The sequence below is a fragment of the Leclercia sp. LSNIH3 genome, assembly GCF_002935105.1.
GTDB classification, from domain to species: domain Bacteria; phylum Pseudomonadota; class Gammaproteobacteria; order Enterobacterales; family Enterobacteriaceae; genus Enterobacter; species Enterobacter adecarboxylatus.
The window spans coordinates 3567844-3591806 of sequence record NZ_CP026387.1; the positions used below are offsets into that span (position 1 = coordinate 3567844).

The 23963-nt window shown below is 55.8% G+C and carries 28 protein-coding genes and 1 other RNA gene; 17 read left to right on the plus strand and 12 right to left on the minus strand.

The features are described from left to right. Positions 1–24 precede the first annotated feature (24 nt). From nanA to nanQ, 5 genes are all read left to right on the plus strand, one after another. Positions 25–924 carry an N-acetylneuraminate lyase gene (gene nanA, locus C3F35_RS17310; protein WP_103792483.1) on the plus strand — a complete coding sequence of 300 codons (900 nt, stop codon included), beginning with the start codon at positions 25–27 and terminating at the stop codon, positions 922–924. An 88-nt stretch (positions 925–1012) separates the two neighbouring features. Further along, the gene (locus tag C3F35_RS17315) at positions 1013–2503 is read left to right on the plus strand and encodes an MFS transporter (RefSeq protein ID WP_103792482.1); all 1491 of its coding nucleotides are present in this window, start codon (positions 1013–1015) and stop codon (positions 2501–2503) included. A gap of 25 nt (positions 2504–2528) precedes the next feature. After that, entirely contained in the window at positions 2529–3218 is a 690-nt protein-coding gene (locus C3F35_RS17320; protein ID WP_032613335.1) for an N-acetylmannosamine-6-phosphate 2-epimerase, read from the plus strand. Continuing rightward, complete coding sequence (gene nanK / locus C3F35_RS17325) at positions 3215–4090, plus strand: N-acetylmannosamine kinase (RefSeq protein ID WP_103792481.1); 876 nt, start codon at positions 3215–3217, stop codon at positions 4088–4090. Before C3F35_RS17320 ends, nanK begins: the two co-directional genes overlap by 4 nt. Beyond that, entirely contained in the window at positions 4087–4551 is a 465-nt protein-coding gene (gene nanQ, locus C3F35_RS17330) for an N-acetylneuraminate anomerase (RefSeq protein ID WP_103792480.1), read from the plus strand. Before nanK ends, nanQ begins: the two co-directional genes overlap by 4 nt. A 43-nt stretch (positions 4552–4594) precedes the next feature. Here the strand turns inward: nanQ and C3F35_RS17335 are convergent, their stop codons facing one another. Beyond that, the gene (locus C3F35_RS17335; RefSeq protein ID WP_059309077.1) at positions 4595–5449 is read right to left on the minus strand and encodes a PA4780 family RIO1-like protein kinase; all 855 of its coding nucleotides are present in this window, start codon (positions 5447–5449) and stop codon (positions 4595–4597) included. A gap of 70 nt (positions 5450–5519) precedes the next feature. After that, complete coding sequence (locus C3F35_RS17340; RefSeq protein WP_103792625.1) at positions 5520–6422, minus strand: LysR family transcriptional regulator; 903 nt, start codon at positions 6420–6422, stop codon at positions 5520–5522. A gap of 108 nt (positions 6423–6530) precedes the next feature. Here C3F35_RS17340 and C3F35_RS17345 point away from each other — a divergent pair, with 108 nt between their 5' ends. Continuing rightward, the gene (locus C3F35_RS17345; protein WP_103792479.1) at positions 6531–7532 is read left to right on the plus strand and encodes a zinc-binding alcohol dehydrogenase family protein; all 1002 of its coding nucleotides are present in this window, start codon (positions 6531–6533) and stop codon (positions 7530–7532) included. A gap of 16 nt (positions 7533–7548) precedes the next feature. Beyond that, on the plus strand, positions 7549–7839 hold the full coding sequence (locus C3F35_RS17350; protein WP_164530111.1) for a putative quinol monooxygenase: 291 nt from the start codon (positions 7549–7551) through the stop codon (positions 7837–7839). Positions 7840–7952: 113 nt separating this feature from the next. On the opposite strand, the gene ssrA is transcribed toward C3F35_RS17350, so the two are convergent. Beyond that, positions 7953–8316: a transfer-messenger RNA gene (gene ssrA, locus C3F35_RS17355) on the minus strand. Between the two features lie 90 nt (positions 8317–8406). Further along, on the minus strand, positions 8407–8889 hold the full coding sequence (gene smpB, locus C3F35_RS17360; RefSeq protein ID WP_014071418.1) for an SsrA-binding protein SmpB: 483 nt from the start codon (positions 8887–8889) through the stop codon (positions 8407–8409). A gap of 156 nt (positions 8890–9045) precedes the next feature. On the opposite strand from smpB, the gene C3F35_RS17365 reads away from it, so the two are divergent. Both C3F35_RS17365 and C3F35_RS17370 read left to right on the plus strand, forming a co-directional pair. Then, positions 9046–9483, plus strand: coding sequence for a type II toxin-antitoxin system RatA family toxin (locus C3F35_RS17365; protein WP_032613279.1), 438 nt, complete (start codon positions 9046–9048; stop codon positions 9481–9483). Next, on the plus strand, positions 9473–9760 hold the full coding sequence (locus C3F35_RS17370; RefSeq protein ID WP_103792477.1) for an RnfH family protein: 288 nt from the start codon (positions 9473–9475) through the stop codon (positions 9758–9760). Before C3F35_RS17365 ends, C3F35_RS17370 begins: the two co-directional genes overlap by 11 nt. A 96-nt stretch (positions 9761–9856) precedes the next feature. On the opposite strand, the gene bamE is transcribed toward C3F35_RS17370, so the two are convergent. From bamE to nadK, 3 genes are all read right to left on the minus strand, one after another. Continuing rightward, entirely contained in the window at positions 9857–10198 is a 342-nt protein-coding gene (gene bamE, locus C3F35_RS17375) for an outer membrane protein assembly factor BamE (RefSeq protein WP_032613277.1), read from the minus strand. 151 nt (positions 10199–10349) lie between these two features. Continuing rightward, the gene (recN, locus tag C3F35_RS17380; RefSeq protein ID WP_032613276.1) at positions 10350–12011 is read right to left on the minus strand and encodes a DNA repair protein RecN; all 1662 of its coding nucleotides are present in this window, start codon (positions 12009–12011) and stop codon (positions 10350–10352) included. Positions 12012–12096: 85 nt separating this feature from the next. After that, positions 12097–12975: an NAD(+) kinase gene (gene nadK, locus C3F35_RS17385; RefSeq protein WP_077227861.1), complete on the minus strand. Its 879-nt coding sequence runs from the start codon at positions 12973–12975 to the stop codon at positions 12097–12099. A 121-nt stretch (positions 12976–13096) separates the two neighbouring features. On the opposite strand from nadK, the gene grpE reads away from it, so the two are divergent. Further along, on the plus strand, positions 13097–13690 hold the full coding sequence (gene grpE, locus C3F35_RS17390; RefSeq protein WP_032613272.1) for a nucleotide exchange factor GrpE: 594 nt from the start codon (positions 13097–13099) through the stop codon (positions 13688–13690). Positions 13691–13743: 53 nt separating this feature from the next. Here grpE and C3F35_RS17395 read toward each other — a convergent pair whose 3' ends face one another. Both C3F35_RS17395 and C3F35_RS17400 read right to left on the minus strand, forming a co-directional pair. Then, complete coding sequence (locus C3F35_RS17395) at positions 13744–15030, minus strand: HlyC/CorC family transporter (protein WP_103792476.1); 1287 nt, start codon at positions 15028–15030, stop codon at positions 13744–13746. Positions 15031–15048: 18 nt separating this feature from the next. After that, positions 15049–15840, minus strand: a complete 792-nt coding sequence (locus C3F35_RS17400; protein ID WP_059307373.1) for a cytochrome C assembly family protein — start codon at positions 15838–15840, stop codon at positions 15049–15051. Positions 15841–16006: 166 nt separating this feature from the next. Between C3F35_RS17400 and ffh the strand changes: the two genes are divergently transcribed. The 7 genes from ffh (at position 16007) to C3F35_RS17435 (ending at position 21621) form a co-directional block, all read left to right on the plus strand. Beyond that, the gene (ffh, locus tag C3F35_RS17405) at positions 16007–17368 is read left to right on the plus strand and encodes a signal recognition particle protein (protein ID WP_032613265.1); all 1362 of its coding nucleotides are present in this window, start codon (positions 16007–16009) and stop codon (positions 17366–17368) included. Positions 17369–17683: 315 nt separating this feature from the next. Next, the gene (gene rpsP / locus C3F35_RS17410) at positions 17684–17932 is read left to right on the plus strand and encodes a 30S ribosomal protein S16 (protein WP_022649067.1); all 249 of its coding nucleotides are present in this window, start codon (positions 17684–17686) and stop codon (positions 17930–17932) included. 15 nt (positions 17933–17947) lie between these two features. After that, the gene (gene rimM, locus C3F35_RS17415) at positions 17948–18484 is read left to right on the plus strand and encodes a ribosome maturation factor RimM (RefSeq protein ID WP_370462877.1); all 537 of its coding nucleotides are present in this window, start codon (positions 17948–17950) and stop codon (positions 18482–18484) included. Between the two features lie 30 nt (positions 18485–18514). Further along, entirely contained in the window at positions 18515–19282 is a 768-nt protein-coding gene (gene trmD / locus C3F35_RS17420; RefSeq protein WP_032613261.1) for a tRNA (guanosine(37)-N1)-methyltransferase TrmD, read from the plus strand. Between the two features lie 41 nt (positions 19283–19323). Then, positions 19324–19671 (plus strand): 50S ribosomal protein L19, encoded by a 348-nt coding sequence (gene rplS, locus C3F35_RS17425; RefSeq protein WP_002914145.1) that lies wholly within the window; start codon positions 19324–19326, stop codon positions 19669–19671. Positions 19672–19870: 199 nt separating this feature from the next. Next, a complete protein-coding gene (locus C3F35_RS17430) occupies positions 19871–20191 on the plus strand; it encodes a DUF2946 domain-containing protein (RefSeq protein ID WP_077227873.1) in 321 nt (106 codons plus the stop codon). Positions 20192–20253: 62 nt separating this feature from the next. Then, positions 20254–21621, plus strand: a complete 1368-nt coding sequence (locus C3F35_RS17435) for a PepSY-associated TM helix domain-containing protein (protein ID WP_103792475.1) — start codon at positions 20254–20256, stop codon at positions 21619–21621. 4 nt (positions 21622–21625) lie between these two features. Here the strand turns inward: C3F35_RS17435 and C3F35_RS17440 are convergent, their stop codons facing one another. Genes C3F35_RS17440 through C3F35_RS17450 form a run of 3 tightly spaced genes read right to left on the minus strand, consistent with a single transcriptional unit; the run spans position 21626 to position 23868 of the window. Then, positions 21626–22108: an OmpA family protein gene (locus C3F35_RS17440; RefSeq protein WP_103792474.1), complete on the minus strand. Its 483-nt coding sequence runs from the start codon at positions 22106–22108 to the stop codon at positions 21626–21628. Positions 22109–22121: 13 nt separating this feature from the next. Further along, a complete protein-coding gene (gene dgcN / locus C3F35_RS17445) occupies positions 22122–23342 on the minus strand; it encodes a diguanylate cyclase DgcN (RefSeq protein ID WP_032613252.1) in 1221 nt (406 codons plus the stop codon). Continuing rightward, positions 23335–23868 (minus strand): YfiR family protein, encoded by a 534-nt coding sequence (locus tag C3F35_RS17450; protein WP_032613250.1) that lies wholly within the window; start codon positions 23866–23868, stop codon positions 23335–23337. Before C3F35_RS17450 ends, dgcN begins: the two co-directional genes overlap by 8 nt. Positions 23869–23963: the final 95 nt, after the last annotated feature.

Genomic DNA, 23963 nt, shown 5'->3' on the forward strand with positions numbered 1-23963 from the left:
CATCATCACATACATGAGGTTTATATGTCAGTTACGCTGAAAGGGGTTATGCCCGCTCTTCTTACACCGTTTAATCACCAGCAGCAGCTGGATACCCAAAGCCTGCGCCAGCTGGTGCAGTTCAATATCGCGCAGGGCGTGGACGGCCTGTACGTCGGCGGCTCCACCGGCGAAGCCTTTGTGCAGAGCAGCGCTGAACGTCAGGAAGTGCTTGAAATTGTTGCCGAAGAGGCGAAAGGGAAAGTGACCCTGATTGCTCACGTGGGCACCGTGAGTACCCATGAAAGCCAGCAGTTAGCCCAGGCCGCCAGCCGTTTTGGTTATGACGCCGTCTCTGCCGTGACGCCGTTCTACTACCCGTTCAGCTTTGAGGAACACTGCGACCACTATCGCGGGATCATTGATTCCGCCGAAGGGCTGCCGATGGTGGTGTACAACATTCCGGCCCTCAGCGGGGTGAAACTCTCTCTGGATCAGATCAACACCCTGGTGACCCTGCCGGGTGTGGGTGCCCTGAAACAGACCTCCGGCGATCTTTTCCAGATGGAGCAGATCCGCCGGGCGCACCCGGATCTGGTGCTGTATAACGGATACGATGAGATCTTTGCGTCTGGCCTGCTGGCCGGGGCGGATGGCGGGATCGGCAGCACCTATAACATCATGGGCTGGCGTTATCAGGGGATCGTCAACGCCCTGAAAGCCGGCGATATCGCCACCGCCCAGGCGCTGCAGACCAAATGTAATGAGGTTATCGATCTGCTGATCAAGGTCGGTGTTTTCCGTGGCCTGAAAACGGTGCTGCACTATATGGACGTGATTGAGGTTCCGCTGTGCCGTAAGCCGTTTGCGCCAGTGGATGAAAAATATCTGCCAGAACTGCGGGCGTTAGCGCACCAACTCCAGCAAGAAAAAGAACAAGGCTAAGACCACGTCTGATGCCGGACATATCCGGCATCACTGAAGCTGTATCCTACAAAAACAGCGTATGGGTTTACCCATTGCGGAGACTGACATGAATACAATGACACAAAATGTCCCGTGGTATCGTTGCCTGAGCCGACAACAGTGGCGTGCGTTTTCCGCGGCCTGGGTTGGCTATGTTCTTGATGGTTTTGATTTTGTTCTGATAGCCCTCGTCTTAACCGACATAAAAACCGAATTCGGCCTGACCACCCTGCATGCCGCGAGCCTGATCTCCGCCGCCTTTATCTCCCGCTGGTTCGGCGGGCTGATGCTGGGCGCGATGGGCGATCGCTACGGTCGCCGCCTGGCGATGGTGAGCAGTATTGTGCTCTTTTCCGTGGGCACCCTGGCGTGCGGTCTGGCCCAGGGGTACACCACCATGTTCATCGCCCGGCTGGTGATCGGGATGGGGATGGCGGGGGAGTACGGTTCCAGCGCGACTTATGTTATCGAAAGCTGGCCAAAACACCTGCGTAATAAAGCCAGCGGCTTTTTGATTTCTGGCTTCTCCGTCGGTGCGGTGGTGGCGGCCCAGGTCTACAGCCTGGTGGTGCCGGAGTGGGGCTGGCGGGCGCTGTTCTTCATCGGCATTCTGCCGATTATCTTTGCCCTGTGGCTGAGAAAAAATATCCCCGAAGCGGAAGACTGGAAAGAGAAGCAGCAGAGTAAAACCCCGGTCAAAACCATGGTGGATATTCTCTATCGCGGCGAACATCGCTTCATCAATATTGCCATGACGCTGGTGGCGTCCGTGTCGCTGTGGTTCTGCTTCGCAGGCCAGCTGGAGAGTGCTGCCATTGTCGCCGTGCTCGGCCTGCTGTGCGCGGGGATCTTTATCAGCTTTATGGTGCAGAGCAGCGGCAAGCGCTGGCCGACCGGCGTCACCCTGATGGTGGTGGTGCTCTTTGCTTTCCTCTACTCCTGGCCTATCCAGGCCCTGTTACCCACCTATCTGAAAACGGATCTGGCTTACGATCCGGCCACCGTCGCGCAGGTGCTGTTCTTCAGTGGCTTTGGTGCCGCCGCCGGATGCTGTGCGGGGGGCTTCCTCGGCGACTGGTTAGGCACACGTAAAGCCTATGTCTGTAGCCTGCTGGCATCCCAACTGCTGATCGTTCCGGTGTTCACCATCGGCGGCAGCAGCGTCTGGGTGCTGGGCCTGCTGCTCTTCTTCCAGCAGATGCTTGGTCAGGGGATCTCCGGCATCCTGCCTAAACTGATCGGAGGCTACTTCGATACCGAACAGCGTGCGGCCGGGCTTGGGTTTACCTATAACGTCGGCGCACTGGGCGGGGCGCTGGCCCCGGTGCTGGGCGCATTTATCGCCCAACGTCTGGATCTGGGCACCGCGCTCTGTTCGCTCTCGTTTGGCCTGACCTTTGTCGTCATCCTGCTGATTGGTTTTGATATGCCGTCCCGCGTTCAGCGCTGGCTTCACCCGGAAGCACTGCGTACCCATGACGCCATCGACGGTAAACCCTTTAGCGGTGCCCTGATTGCCCGGGAAAGGGCCAGCCACTTTGTCAAAAACAAAGGCTGAAGCTGAATTTATTAATGGAGGTGTTATGTCATTTCTTGACGAGTTGGATGCAAAAGTAAAAGCCCAGGGCGGACTGATTGTCTCCTGTCAGCCGGTGCCGGGCAGCCCGCTAGATAAACCGGATATCATCGCGGCGATGGCGTTGGCCGCCGAGCAGGCGGGGGCCGTGGCGCTGCGCATCGAAGGTATTGAGAACGTGCGAGCCGTCAGCGCCCTGGTGAGCGTACCGATTATCGGTATTGTGAAGCGCGATCTGCCCGATTCCCCGGTGCGCATTACCCCCTGGCTGGAGGATGTGGATGCCCTGGCCGGGGCGGGGGCCAGTATCATCGCCTTTGACGGCACCCGACGGCCTCGCCCGGTCTCCGTTGATGCGCTGCTGGCGCGCATTCAGCACCACCAACTGATCGCGATGGCCGACTGCGCTTCGCAGGAGGAGGGGCTGTACTGCCACCAGCAGGGGACGCAGCTGATTGGTACCACGCTGTCGGGCTATACCACTGACGAGACCCCCACCGAACCGGACCTGGCGCTGGTGGCCTCATTGAGTCAGGCCGGTTGCCGGGTAGTGGCCGAGGGGCGCTATAACGCGCCGGAGCTGGCAGCGCAGGCCATAAAGCATGGAGCATGGACCGTCACGGTCGGATCGGCGATCACCCGGCTGGAGCACATCTGCCAGTGGTATCGGGACGCATTACAGAGAGCGGCAAAATGATCACCCTGGCGATGGATATCGGCGGGACCAAGCTCGCCGCGGCGCTGGTGGATAGCGCCTTACAGATTATCGCGCGCCGGGAGATCCCGACGCCCGCCAGCCAGACGCCGGATGCGCTGGAGGCTGCGCTGCGCGACCTGGTGACGCCGCTCTGGCCGCAGGCGCAGCAATTTGCTATCGCCTCGACCGGGATTATTCAGCATGGTGTATTAACGTCGATTAACCCGTCTAACCTCGGCGGGCTTTCACACTTTCCGCTGGTGGACGTGTTAACCACCCTTACCGGGCTGCCTGGCGTGGCTTTGAACGACGCCCAGGCCGCGGCGCTTGCCGAGTACCAGCAGATGCCACCCGCCATCCGCGACATGGTGTTTATCACCGTCTCGACCGGCGTGGGGGGAGGCGTGATCCAGAGCGGCAGGCTGGTGACCGGCTCCGGCGGATTGACCGGCCACTGTGGTCACACGCTTGCCGACCCGAACGGCCCGCGCTGCGGCTGCGGGCGCGTCGGCTGCGTAGAGGCGATAGCCTCGGGGCGGGGGATCGCCGCAGCGGCAAAAGGGGAGCTGGCCGGGCTGGATGCAAAAGCCATCTTCGCGCACGCCGCCCGGGGGCATGAACAGGCGGTAGCGCTTGTCGAGCGTTCCGCCAGAACGCTGGCGCGGCTCATTGCAGATCTGAAAGCCCTGACCGACTGCCAGCGGGTGGTGATCGGCGGCAGCATCGGGCTGGCCGACGGCTATCTACCGCGGGTGCAATCCTACCTGGCGCAGGAACCTTCTGCGTACCAGACCGAACTCTCTTCCGCCCGCCATCAGGGCAACGCCGGGCTGCTTGGCGCGGCATTATGGGCACAAGGAAATTTGTCATGATTGTGGGTGATATTAACCAGTTTCAGGCGGCAGGCTTGCCGGCGGCGTTTTGTCAGGCGGTGGATCAGGCGCTAAGCGCCGGGATCGCCAGCCTCGCACCGGGAAGTTATCCCCTGCAAGGGGAAACGGTCTTTGTGAACGTGATGCAGTTTGCGACGCAGCGCCCCGAGGAAAAACGCGCGGAACTGCACCGTAACTACATTGATATTCAGATCCTGCTGGAGGGGGAAGAGCGGATTTACTACGGCCTGGCGGGGAGCGCCCGGGCCTGTGATGCGTGGCACGAGCAGGAGGATTATCAGCTCTGTCAGCAGACAGAAAGCGAACAAACCCTGACGTTAAAACCGGGTATGTTTGCCGTATTTATGCCGGGGGAGCCGCATAAACCCGGCTGCACCGTCACCCAGCCGGGGATGATCAGGAAAGCGGTCATTAAGGTACATCGCAGCCTGCTGGGTTAAGGGCTAACAGCAACGCCCGCATTATGTGCGGGCTTGCTGGCTGTTAATCGTCTTCACGCTCTTTAACGGCACGCTGGCGTGCGTAATACTCATCTTCTGCAGAAATGATCTCATCCAGCAGGGAATCCATATCCACGTCATGCGTCTCTTCGACAAACAGCCCGGTGAGCGGCGTTTCCGGGGTTAATTTACCGTCTTCATAGAGCATCCAGATCTCTTTCGCATAGCGTGTTTTCAGCAGCTGCGGGGCGAACTGGCCATAATACTCGGTGATGTTATTCACATCGCGCTCAAACATGGACTGGGCATGGTTGTTCGCAGCGGCGTCTACCGCCTGCGGCAGGTCGATGATGACCGGCCCCTGGGCATCCAGCAGCACGTTAAATTCTGACAGGTCGCCGTGGACAATACCGACACAGAGCATGCGCACGATATTGCGGATCATGGTGTCGAAATCCGCCAGGGCTTGCTCTTCCGACAGGCTCACATCGCTCAGGCGTGGCGCAACGGCGCCATCAGCGTCCGTGACCAGCTCCATGAGCAGCACGCCGTCCAGACACATATAAGGCTGAGGCACGCGCACGCCAGCATTCGCCAGGCGGAATAACGCATCCACCTCTGCGGTATGCCAGACCTCTTCCTGTTGCTTACGGCCAAATCGGGAGCCTTTTTGCATGGCGCGGGCATCGCGCGTATTGCGCACCTTACGACCTTCCTGATACTGCACGGCCTGCTTAAAGCTACGCTGTGACGCTTCCTTGTACACTTTGGCACACTGAATATGGTCCCCGCATAGCACGGTATAAACATCTGCCTCTTTGCCGCTTTTCAGGCGTTGAAGCACGTTGTCTATCAGGCCATCGTCGACCAGGGGCTGGAGTCTGTTTGGGATTTTCATGCGGCTTTTATAGCGCATTTTTGTCGCTTTTCGTACCAAAAACGCAGGCAGTTTTCTTCTTTAATGAAGATTACTGCGCCGTCTGACTTTCACAGCATGCTTTGACCGCCTCATAGAGTAATCTGACGCCCGTCGAGAGCTGTTTGCGGTGCGGGCAGATCATATTCAGCGGCACGCTTTCGCCCTGATAGTCTTGCATTAACACCTGTAGCCGACCGGCACGAACATCTTCTGCGACATCCAGCCAGGATTTGTACGCTACGCCTGCCCCGGAGACCGCCAGGCGGCGGATCACCTCGGCATCGTCACTCATCATGCTGCCGCTGACGTTGACGCTGTGCATCTCGCCGTCGCGCAAAAACGTCCAGCGATCGTGAAGACGGCCACGCAGAACAAAGGTGAGGGCGTTGACCCGGCTTAGCGCATCGGGATGCTGCAGGTCACCGTGGCGGGCAACCCACTCGGGCGAGGCCACCAGCACGCGGCTGTTGTCGGGGGCGACGGGGAGGGCAATATAGGAGGCATCTTCCGGCATGCCGTAGCGAAAGGCGATATCGACCGGATCTTTAAAGACATCGGCTACCTGATCGGAGAAGAAGATGCGCAGCCGTAATGCCGGGTAGCGTTCGTCAAAGGCCTGGAACACCGGCAGCAGCAAATTGCGGCCTAAATCCGACGGAACGGCAATCTGCAGGGTGCCGGAGATCTCCTCTTCCGGGGTCTGGATTTTTTGCATCCCGGCATACATCGCATCCAGCATCTGCCGCGCGTAGGGGAGCCAGGCTTCGCCTTCCGGGGTTAAGCGCAGGCTGCGGGTGGAGCGCGCAAACAGCCGGATGGACAGAGACGACTCCAGCCGTTTAATGGCGGCGCTAACCTGCGCCGGCTGGACGCCCGCTTCTCGTGCCGCATCGCTGAAGCTGCTCAGCGCGGCAACGCGAACGAACAGTATCAGATCCTCAAGCCGAACCATTTTCATCTCCCGAGTATAAGTCTTGTCTCCGCGAGGCTATTTTTCCCGTCACAGCTTCGCTTTACCATCACTTTATTGCGACACAGTGGATAAAACGCCGGAGACATTATGAAAGCCATTGCCATTACCCGTTCAGCACCAGATAACATCGAGTTTTTGCACGAGATTGAGCTGCCGCAGCCAACGGCGACAGGGCACGATCTGCTGATTGAAGTGAAAGCCATCTCCATCAACCCCGTGGACACCAAGATCCGCGCCGGGTTTACCGGGGAGACGCCGCGCGTTCTCGGCTGGGATGCAGTCGGCGTGGTTACCGCGGTGGGTGAAGCGGTAACACTTTTCGCGCCGGGGGATGAAGTCTGGTATGCCGGGGCGCTGGGACGAGCGGGCAGCAACAGTGAATATCAGCTGGTGGATGAGCGCATTGTGGCGCTTAAGCCGAAAACGCTGAATAACGCCGCGGCCGCCGCGATGCCGTTAACGGCGATCACCGCCTGGGAAATGTTGTTCGATCGCCTGGGTGTTCAGGAGCAGGGCAACGAAGGGGATACGCTGCTGATCGTGGGTGCTGCGGGCGGGGTGGGATCGATTCTGGTTCAACTGGCGCGTAAGCTAACGAAAATGACCGTTATTGGCACGGCATCGCGCCCGGAAAGCCAGCAGTGGGTGCGGGAGGCGGGGGCGCATTATGTCATCGACCACAGCAAGCCATTGTCGGAAGAGCTGGCCGCGCTAGGGATCAAAGAGGTGACCCACGTCGCCAGCCTGAACCACACCGCAGCGCACTATGCGGAGATCGTTAAGGCTCTCGCGCCGCAGGGCAAACTGGCGCTGATAGACGATCCCGAGACGCTGGATGCCCGTCCGCTGAAGGCGAAGAGCATCTCCCTGCACTGGGAGTTCATGTTCACCCGCTCGATGTTTGAAACCCGGGATATGATCGCCCAGCACCAGCTTCTGACCCGCGTTGCCGCGCTGATTGATGAGCAGGTGATCACCACCACGCTGGGTGAGCATTACGGGGCGATTACGGCGGAGCATGTGCAGAAAGCCCATGTGCAGATCGAAACCGGACGCGCGGTCGGGAAGATTGTGCTGGAGGGGTTCTGAGATGGGCGCTTCTGACATTATCTCTATCATTGCGGTGTTGAAGGCGAAACCCGGCAAGCGTGACGCGCTGAAGGTGGCCCTGCAGGCGCTGTTAATACCGACTCACCAGGAGCCTGGCAACGTTGAGTATCAGCTGTTCCAGCTGCGCGACACACCGGACTGTTTTTACGTCCGGGAAGCCTGGCGAGGCCAGGAGGCGCTGGAGGCACATATCGCGCTGCCTCATTTTCAGGCCTTTATCCCGCAGATGGAGGCGTTACTGGCGGAGCCGTTGCGACTGGATTATTTGACGGCGGTAGAGCCGTAATCGTTTTGTCAGGATGGATGGACTGCGCAGGACGAATTGCAGATACAAAAAAGCCCGCATAGCGGGCTTTCAGGACTTCGTATCAGGCTCTGGTGACCGTTAACAAAGAATTTTGGTGGAGCTGGCGGGAGTTGAACCCGCGTCCGAAATTTCTACATCCTCGGTACTACATGCTTAGTCAGTCTTTACATTCGCACGCCAGCTGCGGACAGACACGCCACTAACGAACTAGCCTGATTAGATTTAACACTTCAGCCCCAGGCAGGACATCCATGCGATCTCTTTTGGGTTTGACCTCTCTTTGATCCCCGTCTTAAGAGCGGAAGCTAGGGAGAGAGGGCTCTTAGCAGGTTATTAAGCTGCTAAAGCGTAGTTTTCGTCGTTTGCGACTATTTTTTTGCGGCTTTTTACGAGGCAAACCGCCCCTCGGCATGCACCTTGGGTTTCGCAAATCCCGTCGAATCCAGAATCAGCCCCAATAGTGTTACAGCAAGTATACCAGAACTCGTAGCCGGGATACCACCCCGGAACGCTAACTTATTGAATCGCTCAATAAGTGCGCTGAAATTAACGGCCTGCGTGCTTCATGATGCGCGCTTTATCGACCTGCCATTCGCGGTCTTTGGCGTCGTTACGCTTGTCGTGCTGTTTCTTACCTTTTGCCACGCCGATTTTCACTTTGCACCAGGCGTTCTTCCAGTACAGCGACAGGGCGAGCACGGTATAACCTTCGCGGTTGATGCGTCCGAACAGGGAATCCAGCTCACGCTTGTTCAACAGTAGCTTACGGGTGCGGGTAGGATCGCAAACGTAGTGTGAAGAGGCGACCGTCAGTGGCGTAAAGTTCGCGCCAAACAAAAAGGCTTCGCCGTCTTTGAAGATCACGTAGCTATCACCGATGTTAGCTTTACCCGCACGCAGCGATTTAACTTCCCAGCCCTGTAACGCCAGGCCAGCTTCGAATTCTTCTTCAATGAAATACTCGTGGCGGGCACGCTTGTTGAGCGCAATGGTTGCCGAGCCAGGTTTATGTGCTTTTTTCTTCGTCATAAGTGTCGTGAAGCCGTAGGTAATCTGATGTCAAAAAGTCACCTCATTGCGTCCTGTGAGGTCTAACGCGCTATATTAGCACGAGATGAGGCTCAGCGTTTTTTTAACAGGTGATAAATGTTATTATTTGTTGGTTGTTTGATCAGGAAAAATGTTATGCCTCAGATTAGTCGTACTGCGCTTGTCCCTTACAGTGTGGAACAGATGTACCAGTTAGTGAATGACGTTCAGTCATATCCGCAGTTTATCCCGGGATGTACCGGGAGCCGCGTGCTGGACTCAGGCCCGACGCAAATGACGGCGGCGGTGGATGTTTCCAAAGCCGGGATCAGCAAAACATTCACGACCCGCAACACGCTGACCGATAACCAGAGCATTCTGATGCATCTGGTGGATGGCCCCTTCAAAAAATTGATGGGCGGGTGGAAGTTCGTTCCGCTCAGTGCCGACGCCTGCCGGATCGAGTTTCATCTTGATTTCGAGTTTACCAATGCTCTGATTGAACTGGCCTTTGGCCGCGTGTTTAAAGAGCTGGCAGCGAATATGGTCCAGGCGTTCACGTTGCGCGCCAAAGAGGTTTACAGTGCCAGCTAACATCTTGGTGGAAGTGGCCTACGCGTTGCCAGAAAAACAGTATTTGCAACGCGTAACTCTGGAAGAGGGTGCCACCGTTGAAGAGGCGATCCGCGCCTCTGGCCTGCTGACGCTGCGTAGCGATATCGATCTGGCGAAAAACAAAGTCGGAATTTATAGCCGTCCGGTCAAACTGGCCGATAACGTGAAGGATGGCGACCGGGTGGAGATCTATCGCCCGTTGATTGCCGACCCGAAAGAGCTGCGTCGCCAGCGTGCGGAGAAGTCTGCTAAATAAGGTGGCTTTTACGGTGACACTGTTCTCACCGGGTTTACAGGCAGCGAGAGAAACAAAAAAGGTGCTCAGTGAGCACCTTTTTGTATTTCTGAAACCTTACTCTTTAGTGAGCGCCGGTTTGTTATCGATGTTCGTCAGAACGCCGCTGCTGTTGAAGGTCAGCGTCAGGGTCTGCTGGGAAACGTCTTCATGGCCTGGCTTCTGGCGGAACACGTAGAACCAGGTATTGGTGCCAAACGGATCGGACATCATCGGCGTGCCCAGGGCATAGGCAACCTGCTGCTGCGTCATACCAACACGAATTTTAGACACATCGTTAGGAGCAAGATAGTTCCCCTGGTTGATGTCAGGACGGTAAACCACTTTTTCCAGAGTGGAGCAGCCTGCGGTCAACATCAGAAGAACCGCTGCGGCAGCGGTCAGCGTTTTACAGCGCATAGTGATTTGATTCCTTTTCCGGCCCGGGCAATACGCGACGGCTCATATGTAATATGCCGATGATAATAGACCTTTCACCACATTAAAACCTCTGGCGGCAGGTCTGTCGGCGTTTTTATTGTTCTGTATGACCCTGAGATACCGAAAAAGTTTAGGCAGCCAGCAGTTCTTTCGCATTCGCCAGCGTGTTGCGGGTGACTTCGCTACCACCCAGCAGACGGGCCAGTTCCTGCAGACGAGCACGTTTGTCCAGCGGCTGCATGTGCGTTTCGGTCATCTCGCCGTCGGTTTCTTTGCTGACAAAGAAATGATGGTGGCCGCAACCGGCAACCTGCGGCAGGTGGGTCACACACATCACCTGAGTGGACTCGCCAAGCTGGCGCAGCAGTTTACCTACTACCGCCGCGGTCGGACCGCTGATACCGACATCCACTTCATCGAAGATCAGCGCCGGGGTTTCCATTTTCTTCGCCGTGATCACCTGAATCGCGAGGGCGATACGCGACAGCTCACCGCCGGACGCGACGCGGGAGATAGCCTGCAGTGGCTGGCCCGGGTTGGTGGTCACGCGGAATTCAATGCGATCTGCACCTTCAGCCGTGAGGTGGTTGGCTTCAAACTTCACATCAATGGTGAAAACACCGTGCGGCATCGACAGCAGATGCATGCTCTCTGTGATGTGCTGACTGAGTTCCTGAGCGTAACGCTGACGAACATTGTGTAGCTGCGTAGCGGTTTCGATAGCCTGCTGATGATGCACGCTGACGGCCAGAGAAAGGGTTTCCAGCGAGTCGGCTTGATCGTCGAGCTGATTTTGCTCGTCCAGCAGGGACTGGTGGAAGTTCGGCAGCTCTTCCGGCGAAACGTGGTGCTTACGCGCCAGGGAAATTTGGCGCGAAATACGCTGTTCCAGCTCAAACAGACGGTTAGGATCGAGATCAAGACGCTCGCAGTAGTGGCGCAGCTCGTCACTGGCTTCGGAGATTTGAATGGCCGCCTCTTCCAGCATATCCAGCATGCCGGACACTTTGCTGTCCATTCCCGCCAGTTCGGTTACTAACTGACGTACGGAATAGAGCTGGCTTTGCAGATTCACCTCTTCGCCGTCGGCCAGTAAGGTCAGCGCCTGCTGGCCGGTGGAGAGCAGTTGCCCGCTGTTGGCGAGGCGCTTGTACTCTTCGTCGATCTGCTCAAACTCGCCCGGCTGCGGGCTAAATTCGTTCAACTCTTTCAGCTGATAGGCCAGCAGTTCGGCGCGCGCCGCGCGCTCCTGGCTCTGCTGTTGGTGCAGCGCCAGCTCACGGCAGCTTTGATGCCACTGACGATAGTGCGCCGCCATCAGTTGCATAAGGTCAGACTCACCGGCATAGCCGTCGAGTAAGGACTTCTGCTGATCGGGCTTGATTAATTGCTGATGGGCGTGCTGCCCGTGGATCTGGATTAACAGCTGGCCCAATTCACGCAGTTGGGACAGAGGCACCGCAGTACCGTTGATGAAGCCACGAGAGCGGCCGTCGCTATTAAGAACGCGGCGAAGTAAGCACTCACGACCATCTTCGAGCTGGTTCTGTTCAAGCCAGCGCAGGGCGGCAGGGGTATCTTTGAGGGAGAAACGGGCGCAGAGATCGGCACGGCTGGCGCCAGCGCGAACCATGTCGCCGTCGGCACGACCGCCAAGGCACAGCCCGAGCGCATCAATCGCAATGGATTTACCGGCACCGGTTTCCCCGGTGATAGCGGTCATTCCGCTGTTGAAATCAATTTCTAGCTCACGAACGATGGCGAAGTTGCTGATGGTCAGTTGTGCCAGCATAAACGTTTTCCTGTATGAAAAACCATAACTGTGTTTGTGTACAGTATAAACTGGTTTTTTATCCAGTAAAGTGCTGGATGCTATTTCAGAACAATTTTTTCGACCAGCCGAGCTTGGAGCTTAATGTATTGAAATAGCTGTAGTCTTTAGGGTGGATCAGATTCAGGTGATAATCGCAGCGGCGGATCAGCACATCTTCCCCTTCCTGTATCGGCAGCGCGATTTGGCTGTCGCAGCTGATCTCGAGGTCGTTACGACGGTGAGAGAAACGCAGACGAATCGTGCTGCTGCTGTTGATCACCAGCGGGCGGGCAGAGAGAGTATGCGGGAACATCGGCACTAACGTGATGGCATCCAGCGACGGCGTCAGGATCGGGCCGCCTGCCGAAAGCGAATAGGCTGTGGAGCCGGTGGGAGTAGAGATAATCAGGCCATCGGAGCGCTGCGAGAAGGCAAAGATTTCGTCGATATACACCTCAAACTCAATCATGTGCGCCACTTTTCCCGGATGCAGCACCACTTCGTTAATCGCGGTGCTGATCCGCTTCTGGCAATCCTGCTGGCACACCTGGGCTTCCAGCAAAAAGCGTTTTTCACTGATGTAGTGGCCTTCCAGCACGTCTGCGAGCTGCTGCTGGGCGTTATCCGGGTCAAGGTCGGTCAAAAAGCCCAGGTTGCCACGGTTGATACCAATGACTTTAATGTCATAGCGGGCGAGGGTTCGCGCGGCGCCGAGCATATTCCCGTCGCCCCCAACCACCACCGCCAGGTCGGCCTGCTGACCGATTTCTGCCAGCGTGCCGGTTTTGACGTTTGTTAATTGCAGTTCCTGGGCAATCTGTTGTTCAACAATCACATCGTAGTTTTTGGCGCACAGCCAGCGATACAGCATTTCATGTGTCGTCAACGCAGTAGGGTGACGTGGATGACCGACAATCCCAATACACTTGAAATGGTTGCTCATTTTCTGAAGGTCCTTGTGCGAATGAATGATGACAATGTGGCTTGTTCCCTTGAATCCCGGAAACTGATCCCCATAATAAGCGAAGTTAGCGAGTTGAATGCAGAAAAACGCGGAGAAATTCATGAGTAGTAAAGAACAGAAAACGCCTGAGGGGCAAGCCCCGGAAGAAATTATCACGGAGCAGCACGAAGAGGTTGAGGCTACAGAGGCTGAGGCCGGTGCTGAGCAGGTGGATCCGCGCGATGAAAAAATTGCGAATCTGGAAGCTCAGGTAGTTGAAGCCCAGAATCGCGAGCGCGATGGCATCCTGCGCATCAAAGCGGAAATGGAAAACCTGCGTCGTCGTACCGAGCTGGACGTTGAAAAGGCGCATAAATTTGCGCTGGAGAAGTTCGTCAACGAACTGCTGCCGGTTATCGACAGCCTGGATCGCGCGCTGGAAGTGGCGGATAAAGCCAACCCGGATATGGCCCCGATGGTTGAAGGCATCGAGCTGACGCTGAAATCCATGCTCGACGTGGTGAAGAAGTTCGGTGTGGAAGTTGTTGCCGATACCAACGTGCCGATGGATCCAAACGTGCATCAGGCAATCGCGATGGTGGAGTCTGAGGACGTCGCTGCCGGTAACGTGCTGATGGTGATGCAGAAAGGCTATACCCTGAACGGTCGTACCATTCGCGCGGCGATGGTCTCTGTGGCGAAAGCTAAGGCGTAATTTGCCTCCCGTAGTGCCGGGTGGCAGCTTCGCCTGACCCGGCCTACTCCAGTTTACTCCGCGACACTCTCCCTGAGCGGTTTCACCGGTAACACTCTCACCTGCTTAATCATATTGTCCTGTACGTCCAGGATATCAATATCATACTGGCCGATACGCACCCGTGTGCCCGCCGCCGGGATCTCCTCCAGTGCTTCCAGAATCATGCCGTTAATGGTACGGGCTTCCGCTTCCGGCATCTGCCAGTTAAAGGCTTTGTTCAGTTCGCGGACGTTTGCGCTGCCGTCAATCAGCACCGAGCCGTCGTTTTGCGGCGTGACCTCTTCAGCAAGGGAAGGGGACATGGACGTGGTAAAGTCGCCCACAATCTCCTCCAGAATATCTTCTACCGTTACCAGCCCCTGAATATCGCCATATTCATCGACCACCAGACCCACTTTCTTTTTATTGCGCTGAAATTTAATCAGCTGGGTGCTGAGCGGCGTGCCTTCCGGGATGTAATAAATCTCATCTGCCGCGCGCAGCATTACCTCTTTGGTGAATTCGTTTTTCTCGGTCATCAAACGATACGCTTCGCGTACGCGCAGCATGCTGATGGTGTCGTCCAGCGAATCGCGGTACAACACGATGCGGCCATGCGGGGAGTGGGTCAACTGGCGAACAATCGACTTCCAGTCATCGTTGATATCAATGCCCACGATCTCATTGCGCGGCACCATAATGTCGTCAACGCTGATCTTTTCCAGATCCAGCACCGACAGCAGCATATCCTGATTGCGGCGGGAAATTTGCGAGTGGGATTCATGCACGATGGTACGCAATTCATCTTTGCTCAGCGCACTGCTGATCGCCACATCTCCTTTAATGCCCACCATGCGCATCAGCACTCGCGTCACGCCGTTTAACAGCCAGACCAGGGGCATCATCAGAATGAGTAACGGTGCCAGCAGGAAGCTGCTGGGATAGGCCACTTTCTCGGGGTAGAGCGCGGCGATGGTCTTCGGCAACACTTCGGCGAACACCAGCACCACGAAGGTGAGCACGCCGGTGGCGATAGCGACCCCGGCGTTGCCATACAGACGCATGCCGACAATGGTGCCCAGCGCAGAGGCGAGAATGTTGACCAGGTTATTGCCGATAAGCACCAGGCTTATCAGGCGATCCGGTTTACGCAGCAGTTTTTCCACGCGACGGGCGGCCCGGTTACCCTGTTTGGCGCGATGACGTATCCGGTAGCGGTTCAGCGTCATCATGCCGGTTTCTGAGCCGGAGAAATAGGCGGAGATAACCACCATGACGATCAGGGTGACGATCAGCGTGGTGGTGGAGATGTGTTCCAGGGGGAACTCCTTGGTTGCTTAGCCGGCGATTTGTTGGATGACGCGGCTACCAAAATAAGCCATTGTCAGGAGGCCAGCTCCCGCAACGTTGAACCAGACCACGCGGCGACCGCGCCAGCCTTCATGATAATGGCCCCATAACAGGACAATATAGACAAACCACGCGATGATGGAGAGCACGGCCTTATCGATATTCTCCATACTGAAGAGATTTTGCATATAAAACAGGCCGGTACTTAGGGTGAGCGTCAGCAATACCACCCCGACTTGAGTGATGTGAAACATCTTGCGCTCGATGGTCATCAGCGGCGGCATTTCGTTACTGAACGCCAGCTTTTTATTTTTGAGCTGGTAGTCAATCCAGGCCAGCTGGAGCGCGTACAGCGCGGCAATGATCAGCGTTGCATACGAGAACAGCGACAGGCCAATATGCACCATCATCCCGGGGGTGGTTTCCAGATGGGTGATGAACTCATTCGGCACGAAGGTGGCAAAGGCGAGGTTGATCAGCGCAAAGGCATAGACAATCGGCAACAGCAGCCAGCCGCGATTTTTCGAGGCCACAATGGTCATCACCGTACAGATCATCAGACTGACCAGCGAACCGACGTTAAGCAGGCTCAGGTTTTGCCCGCTGCCGTCGCCCGGCAGAATGCGCGCTTCGAGCGCAAAGGCGTGACTTATCAATGCGATGACAGCCGACAAAATAGCCATTCGCCGCCAGCCGCTGTTTTTTTGTAGCAGGCCAGGGATGATCAGCGCGAGGCTGACAGAGTACGCCACAAGGGCGATCAGTGCGAAAACAGGCATATAGGTGTCGACAGTTGTCCTGATGAGAAAGAGGTGCAGTATAACGTTACGTGAGGCGTGCTCCAACCGTTGCATAACAACAAAGGCGCCTTCATGTTATACTGCGGCAAAATTCTGTGTACGTGTCGCGCCAGCGACCTAACGTTTCTACCCTAGGCGAGAGACAATGTTTGATAATTTAACCGATCGTTTGTCGCGCACGCTGCGCAACATCAGCGGCCGTGGACGCCTTACTGAAGACAATATTAAAGAGACGCTGCGCGAAGTACGCATGGCGCTGCTTGAAGCAGACGTCGCGTTACCGGTCGTGCGTGATTTCATCAACCGTGTGAAAGAGAAAGCGGTTGGTCATGAAGTGAACAAGAGCCTGACCCCGGGTCAGGAGTTCGTCAAAATCGTTCGTAATGAACTGGTTTCGGCGATGGGCGAAGAGAACCAGAGCCTGAACCTGGCGGCGCAACCGCCGGCAGTGGTGCTGATGGCCGGTCTGCAGGGTGCGGGTAAAACCACCAGCGTCGGTAAGCTGGGTAAATTCCTGCGCGAAAAGCACAAGAAGAAAGTGCTGGTCGTCTCTGCCGACGTTTATCGCCCGGCGGCGATCAAACAGCTGGAAACCCTGGCTGAACAGGTTGGTGTGGAGTTCTTCCCATCCGACGTAGGACAAAAGCCGATCGATATCGTTAACGCGGCGCTGAAAGAAGCGAAGCTGAAATTCTTCGACGTGCTGCTGGTGGATACCGCCGGTCGTCTGCACGTTGACGAAGCGATGATGGACGAAATCAAGCAGGTGCATGCCGCGATCAAACCGGTCGAAACCCTGTTTGTTGTCGATGCGATGACCGGTCAGGATGCGGCAAATACCGCGAAAGCGTTCAATGAAGCGCTGCCGCTAACCGGCGTGGTGCTGACCAAAGTGGACGGTGACGCCCGCGGCGGTGCGGCGCTTTCGATTCGTCATATCACCGGCAAGCCGATCAAATTCCTCGGTGTGGGCGAGAAGACCGAAGCGCTGGAGCCGTTCCACCCGGATCGTATTGCCTCCCGTATCCTCGGCATGGGCGACGTGCTGTCGCTGATCGAAGATATCGAGAGCAAAGTTGACCGTGCGCAGGCCGAGAAGCTGGCGACCAAGCTGAAAAAAGGCGACGGCTTCGATCTGACCGACTTCCTGGAACAGCTGCGCCAGATGAAGAACATGGGCGGTATGGCAAGCCTGATGGGCAAGCTGCCGGGCATGGGCCAGATCCCGGACAACGTTAAATCGCAGATGGATGACAAAGTTCTGGTGCGGATGGAGGCAATTATCAACTCCATGACGCTGAAAGAGCGTGCCAAGCCGGAGATCATTAAAGGCTCCCGTAAACGCCGTATCGCGGCGGGCTGCGGGATGCAGGTCCAGGACGTTAACCGCCTTCTGAAACAGTTCGATGACATGCAGCGCATGATGAAGAAGATGAAGAAGGGCGGTATGGCCAAAATGATGCGTGGCATGAAAGGTATGATGCCGCCAGGATTCCCGGGCCGCTAAAACACGGGCATAGGGCTATCTTGTTTGCCAGTTTAGCCCCGGGGTGTGCTCGACAAAACACAGTCGTGTTTTAAACGTCCTTCAGGACGGCCCGAAGGGCGAGCGGAGCGGGTAAATGCTTGCGTACTACCTGTACGCTCCGCTTTTTTGCACACCCTGACTGAACTGGCTGCAGCGATATACGTCTTATATCCCCTGTTTAAGAGATGCTGATTGCATTTTCCCCAGAAATCAGTAAAATTTTCGGGCTTTTAATATGACACCGGGCCCCTTCCCTCGATGGGGCCCGGTGTTTTATTCACACAAGAGGATGTTATGGTAACTATTCGTTTAGCACGTCACGGCGCAAAAAAGCGTCCGTTCTACCAGGTTGTTGTTACTGACAGCCGTAATGCACGCAACGGTCGCTTCATCGAGCGCGTTGGTTTCTTCAACCCACTGGCCTCTGGCGCAGAAGAAGAAACCCGTCTGGATCTGGATCGTATCGCTCACTGGGTTGGCCAGGGCGCTACTGTTTCCGATCGCGTTGCTACGCTGATCAAAGCAGCAAACAAAGCAGCTTAATCTGTCACGGTGGTCATGATGAGCAAAAAAGCACCTGTTGAACCGATTGTATTGGGCAAAATGGGTTCTTGCTACGGTATCCGTGGTTGGCTCAGAGTGTTTTCCTCCACCGAAGACGCCGAAAGCATTTTTGACTATCAGCCCTGGTTTATCCAGAAGGCGGGTCAGTGGCAAGAGGTCGAGCTGGAAAGCTGGCGTCACCACAATCAGGACATCGTTATCAAGCTGAAAGGCATTGACGATCGCGATGCCGCGAATGCACTGACCAATTGTGAAATTGTCGTGGATTCGTCGCAGTTGCCTGAACTGGAAGAGGGTTACTACTGGAAAGACCTTATTGGTTGCCAGGTAGTCACTACCGAAGGTTACGGTCTGGGGAAAGTCATCGATATGATGGAAACCGGATCCAATGACGTTCTCGTCATTAAGGCAAACCTGAAAGATGCGTTTGGCATCAAGGAGCGGCTGGTTCCGTTCCTCGATGGGCAGGTTATCAAGAAAGTCGATCTCGCTACTCGTACTATCGAAGTAGATTGGGATCCTGGTTTTTAAATTCTCCTGAAAACGGTAAAAGACGGCGCTATGTGGATTGGCATTATTAGCCTGTTTCCTGAAATGTTCCGCGCGATTACTGATTACGGGGTAACTGGCCGGGCAGTAAAAAATGGCCTGCTGAGCATCGAAAGCTGGAGTCCACGTGACTTCACGCATGACCGGCACCGTACCGTGGACGATCGTCCTTACGGCGGCGGACCGGGGATGCTCATGATGGTACAACCTTTAAAGGATGCCATCGCAGCAGCAAAAGCCGCGGCAGGTGAAGGCGCAAAGGTGATTTATCTGTCACCTCAGGGACGCAAGCTTGATCAAGCGGGCGTCAGCGAACTGGCAACGAATCAGAAAATAATTCTGGTTTGCGGTCGCTACGAAGGGATAGATGAGCGCGTAATTCAGACCGAGATTGACGAAGAATGGTCTATCGGCGATTACGTTCTCAGCGGTGGTGAGTTACCGGCAATGACGCTGATTGACTCGGTTTCCCGGTTTATTCCGGGGGTTCTGGGCCATGAAGCATCAGCAACAGAAGACTCTTTTGCTGACGGATTGCTGGACTGTCCACACTATACCCGTCCTGAAGTGTTAGAAGGCATGGAGGTTCCGCCAGTATTACTGTCGGGAAACCATGCCGAGATTCGTCGCTGGCGTCTGAAGCAGTCGCTGGGCCGTACCTGGCTTAGAAGACCTGAACTTCTGGAAAACCTGGCTCTGACTGAAGAGCAAGCAAAGTTGTTGGCCGAGTTCAAAAAAGAACACGCGCACCAGCAACAGAAACATGATGGGATGGCCTGAGGCCCCCGAATATCAGTTTACCCAGGATAAGAGATTAAATTATGAGCAACATTATTAAGCAACTTGAACAAGAGCAGATGAAGCAGGACGTACCTTCCTTCCGTCCGGGTGATACCGTGGAAGTGAAAGTATGGGTTGTTGAAGGTTCCAAAAAACGTCTGCAGGCATTCGAGGGCGTGGTTATCGCTATTCGTAACCGCGGTCTGCACTCTGCATTCACTGTTCGTAAAATTTCCAACGGCGAAGGCGTTGAGCGTGTCTTCCAGACTCACTCTCCGGTAGTTGACAGCATTGCTGTTAAACGTCGTGGTGCTGTACGTAAAGCTAAACTGTACTACCTGCGTGAGCGTACTGGTAAGTCTGCTCGTATTAAAGAGCGTCTGAACTAAGATTCGCTTAAGCGACATCCTGTAAAAAGGGCTGGCCGAAAGGCTGGCCCTTTTTTTATCCGTCAGTGCTCTGTACGTTAACCTATCCTTCATAAATCGTTTACAATGTCCCCGCTCTAACGGAGGGTAAGTGACGACTAAACAGCATCAGGCACAGTGGCAACGTATCGCGGCAGGTCTCGCGTTATTTGCGATCCTGATGATCGTCTTCGCGCCGCTGGTTTCCGTCTCGTTGCAAAAAGATCCCATGAGCGCAATGCCCGGCATGCATCATGATATGAGCATGATGGCGGATCACCACCATGCACCGTCTGAAAGCATTCCTGTCGATCACGCCGAAGCCTGCGGTTACTGCGTACTGTTGGCCCACGTGCCGGGTGTCATCCTGGCGCTGGTACTGTTGTTATGTGCGGTCTTACTCAGACAGCGCCTCACGCCGCCACGACCTGCCGTACACCACTGGCATTTCTTCCCCTGGCTTTGTCCCGATACCCGCGCGCCACCGCAATTGTCTGCTTAATCCATCTAAAAATACGTACACCCCGGTGTACCGATAACTTTTTACCTTAGAAAAGGGAAAGCATGACTACCTGCACTCCGCGCGCAGCATGGGGCAACCTGTTGCGTCGTCTTCACTTCTATATTGGTCTGTTTGTCGGGCCGTTTATTTTTATCGCCGCGCTGTCAGGAACGCTGTATGTCGCCACGCCGCAGCTGGAAAACGCGCTGTATCATCATGCGCTTTACAGCGAGAGCGAGGGCACAGCGCGTCCCCTTGCTGAGCAAATTGCGGTAGCGGAAAAGGTCACCGGCGGAAAGCTGCAGCTGCAGGCGGTGCGTCCGGGCCTGGCATCACAGGAAACCACCCGGGTGATGTATATTGATCCGGCCCTGAAGCCTTCGGAAAACCGGGCCATCTTTATCGATCCGGTTAGCCTGGCGGTGCGTGGGGATATGACCGTCTACGGTACCAGCGGCATCCTGCCGTTCCGCCAGCAAATTGACTATCTGCATCGGTCTTTGCTACTCGGGGATGTGGGACGCCTTTACAGCGAGCTTGCCGCGTCGTGGATGTGGATCGCCGCCCTGGGTGGGATTGCACTGTGGTTCTATACCCGACCCAAACGGCGCATCAACAACCGTTTTCAACAGCGCCGTCGTTTGCATGTATCCCTCGGCTGGAGCCTGTTGCTGGGCATGTTGCTCTTCTCGGCGACCGGCCTGACCTGGTCCCAGTGGGCGGGCGGTAACGTGGATAAACTGCGGGCAGAGATGAACTGGCTCACCCCGCAGGTTAATACGCAGCTGCATGGCCCGGCAGAGACCCCCGATCCGCATGCTGAGCACCACGGTCATCACATGACTATGCCCATGCCGGAGATGAAACCTGACCTGGCCCTCTATGACGGCGTACTGAAGGCAGCAAATACGGCGGGAATTGATGCCAGCAAGCTGGAGATACATCCGGCGAAGAAGGCTGCAATGGCGTGGACAGTAACGGAGATCGATCGCAGCTGGCCGACTCAGGTGGATGCGGTTGCCGTTGATCCCGCGACCCTGACCGTTGTCGATCACACCCGGTTTGCGGATTATCCGTTGATGGCCAAACTGACCCGTTGGGGCGTGGATTTCCACATGGGGGTGCTGTTTGGCCTGCCAAACCAGCTGCTGCTCATCGCCTTTGGTATCGCGCTGTGCATCATGATTGTGTGGGGATACCGGATGTGGTGGATGCGCCGGCCCAGCCATGCGGCAACGGATCCCGCGCAGACGCTGTGTCAGAGCTGGCTGGCGTTGCCGCTGGGGGGGCGCGTAGTTTCTTTGGCTATCAGCGTAGCACTGGGGCTTATGATGCCGGTAATGGGCTGTAGCCTGGCGCTGTTTGTCATCATTGACTGGCTGCGCTGGCGCGCGGCATCCAGGTTATCCCTCGCCAAATCGACGAAATAACGACTCAGGGCGTGCTGATTATGACCGCCACGCGGCGGTTTTCGGCACGCCCCTGGGCAGTTTTATTATCCGCGACAGGATATTGCTTACCTAATCCCTGGGTTGTGAGATTGCTGCGTGGAATACTGGCTCCCTGCGCCCAGGCATCGGCAACCACATCCGCCCGCTTCAGGGACAACGCTTTGTTGTAGCTCTCTTCGCCGTAATTATCGGTGTGTCCGTCCATGCGTGCGTGCTTGAGCCCCGTTGCGGCAAGACGGGCAGCCATGCTTTTGATCTGCTGCTCACTCTCAGGCTGCAGCTTATATTCGTTTTTACCAAACAGAATCTTCGCGGAGAGGCCAAGCGACCAGTCACCGTTCATTTCATTAAAGCCGTAAGACTTCATGGCGGCGACCTGCTCAGGGCTAAATTTGCCCTGTGGCGTCTGGCACCCGGTCAGCAGCATGGATGCCATAAAGAGCGGGGTGATGTATCGCCTTAACATGATGTGTTCCTTTCTACGATGTGATTTTCGAACGCTGGTGCTTCACCGAATACATATTTCGGTCGGCTTGCTCTACTAACGCTTCAACAGAGTGATGCTGCCAGCTCAGCGCGTAGCCAATGCTAAGCGACATCCGGGAGGAGAACCCGTTGTGCAGTTCATAGGACGGGCTGAATTGTTGTGTCAGCGCGGCGCAGAGGCGTAATACCTCGTGCTCCGAATGGACGTCATACAGGATGATGGCAAACTCATCCCCGCCCAGACGGTAAGACTGATGTTGTTCGCCGCCAAATTCGACCATTCTGCGGGCCACTTCAATTAGCACTGCATCGCCCGCGGCATGGCCCCAGGTATCGTTAATACGCTTAAAGTCATCGCCATCAAGGAAGAGCAGGGCGGAGTGGGTTCGCGCAGAGAAATCATTCATCAGCGCAGCAATGCGGATGCGAAAAGCCGCCCGGTTAGCCAGACCGGTGAGGGGATCGTGCATGGCGGTACGCATCAGTTGGGCGTTTTTGGCCTGCAATTTTAGCTGCCACTCTTCCATCTCATCCAGCAGGCTGTTGAAGTCCTGGCCGAAGCGATGAAATTCTTCAATGCGCTCCTGAGAAACCCGACGGGAGAAGTTCCGGTTTGAACGCACGTCGTGCACCACATCGGTAATGTTTTGCAGGGCGGTCACAACGCCAATATGCAGGGTGCGGGTGATGGTTAATGCCACCAGAGAGGCAAACATGATGCAGCCTGTTAATACCGCCAGCGACGTCCAGAGGAAGTGGCTGATCAGGCTATCCCGTGCGGTGAGGTGTAACTCACCAATCGGCAAATTATTATGCCAGACGCGCTGTCTGATGGGATGCGGGAATAACCACTGGCTGACCAGCTGGCTGAGTGGATCTGCGTCACTGTTCGGCCCCATCGACCACGCGGCAAAACGATTATCGTCGCGATCCAGCAGTTCTGCCGCTGAGATTTGCCCTTGCTTGCCGAGGGAGGCCAGCGCTTCGTTGGCGGCGGCGGCATCATTGAAGACCAGCGTCGCCTCCAGGCTGCGGCTCATGGTGGCGCTGGTTAATTCAAGGTTACGTTGAGCATACTGTTTTAGCGTGACCACAGAAGCAATGCACAATAATAGCCAGACGAGCGTCATGGTAATGAGGACGCTAATAATACTGATGCGCCGCAGAGTCCTTTTGAATGTTGGACGCGGCGCTGAGGAAATTCCCTTATTCATGCTTTTTATTCCGTGCGAGCATTAGCACATCAGGATTGACTCTGACTCCGCTGCGCGACAGCACATCCAGATTGACGGAAAATCTTACTCTGGCACTGTCTATTATCAGGCAGAAAGCACTACCTATAAGGCATTGCGGATTTTGCTCCGCGATTAATAGTAACGGTCGGGCATGAAACGCCTGGCTTAATTCAAGCTGGTGGCTCGGGGATTCACTGCCAAAATAGAGCGCATGACATTCTGCACTCATTGCTTCCCGATCATCATGAATAAGCACGGGGGTGTAGGGCAGCGTGTCCGGGCCATCGGCACTGAGCGCTTCAACATACCCGGAAGTGGCGAAAATACACAGATTCGGCTTGCCAGAGAGCGCAGGCCAGCGGGTATAACTGACGATCCCGGAGACAATAGTGCGAACCGATTTATCCGTTTCGGATAATGTTGCGCCAATAGCGAGTCCGCAGGGCAGTGATAACAACAGTACCAATGCCGCCCGATACCAGGAGATAAGAAATAAGTTACACACCAGAATCCGCCACACCACTCTGGAAATAGTCGTTCTTGAGTTTCGCGGGCAGAATAGCATTTTTTACCCGTACAGTCATTATGCCAAAAGCCTGT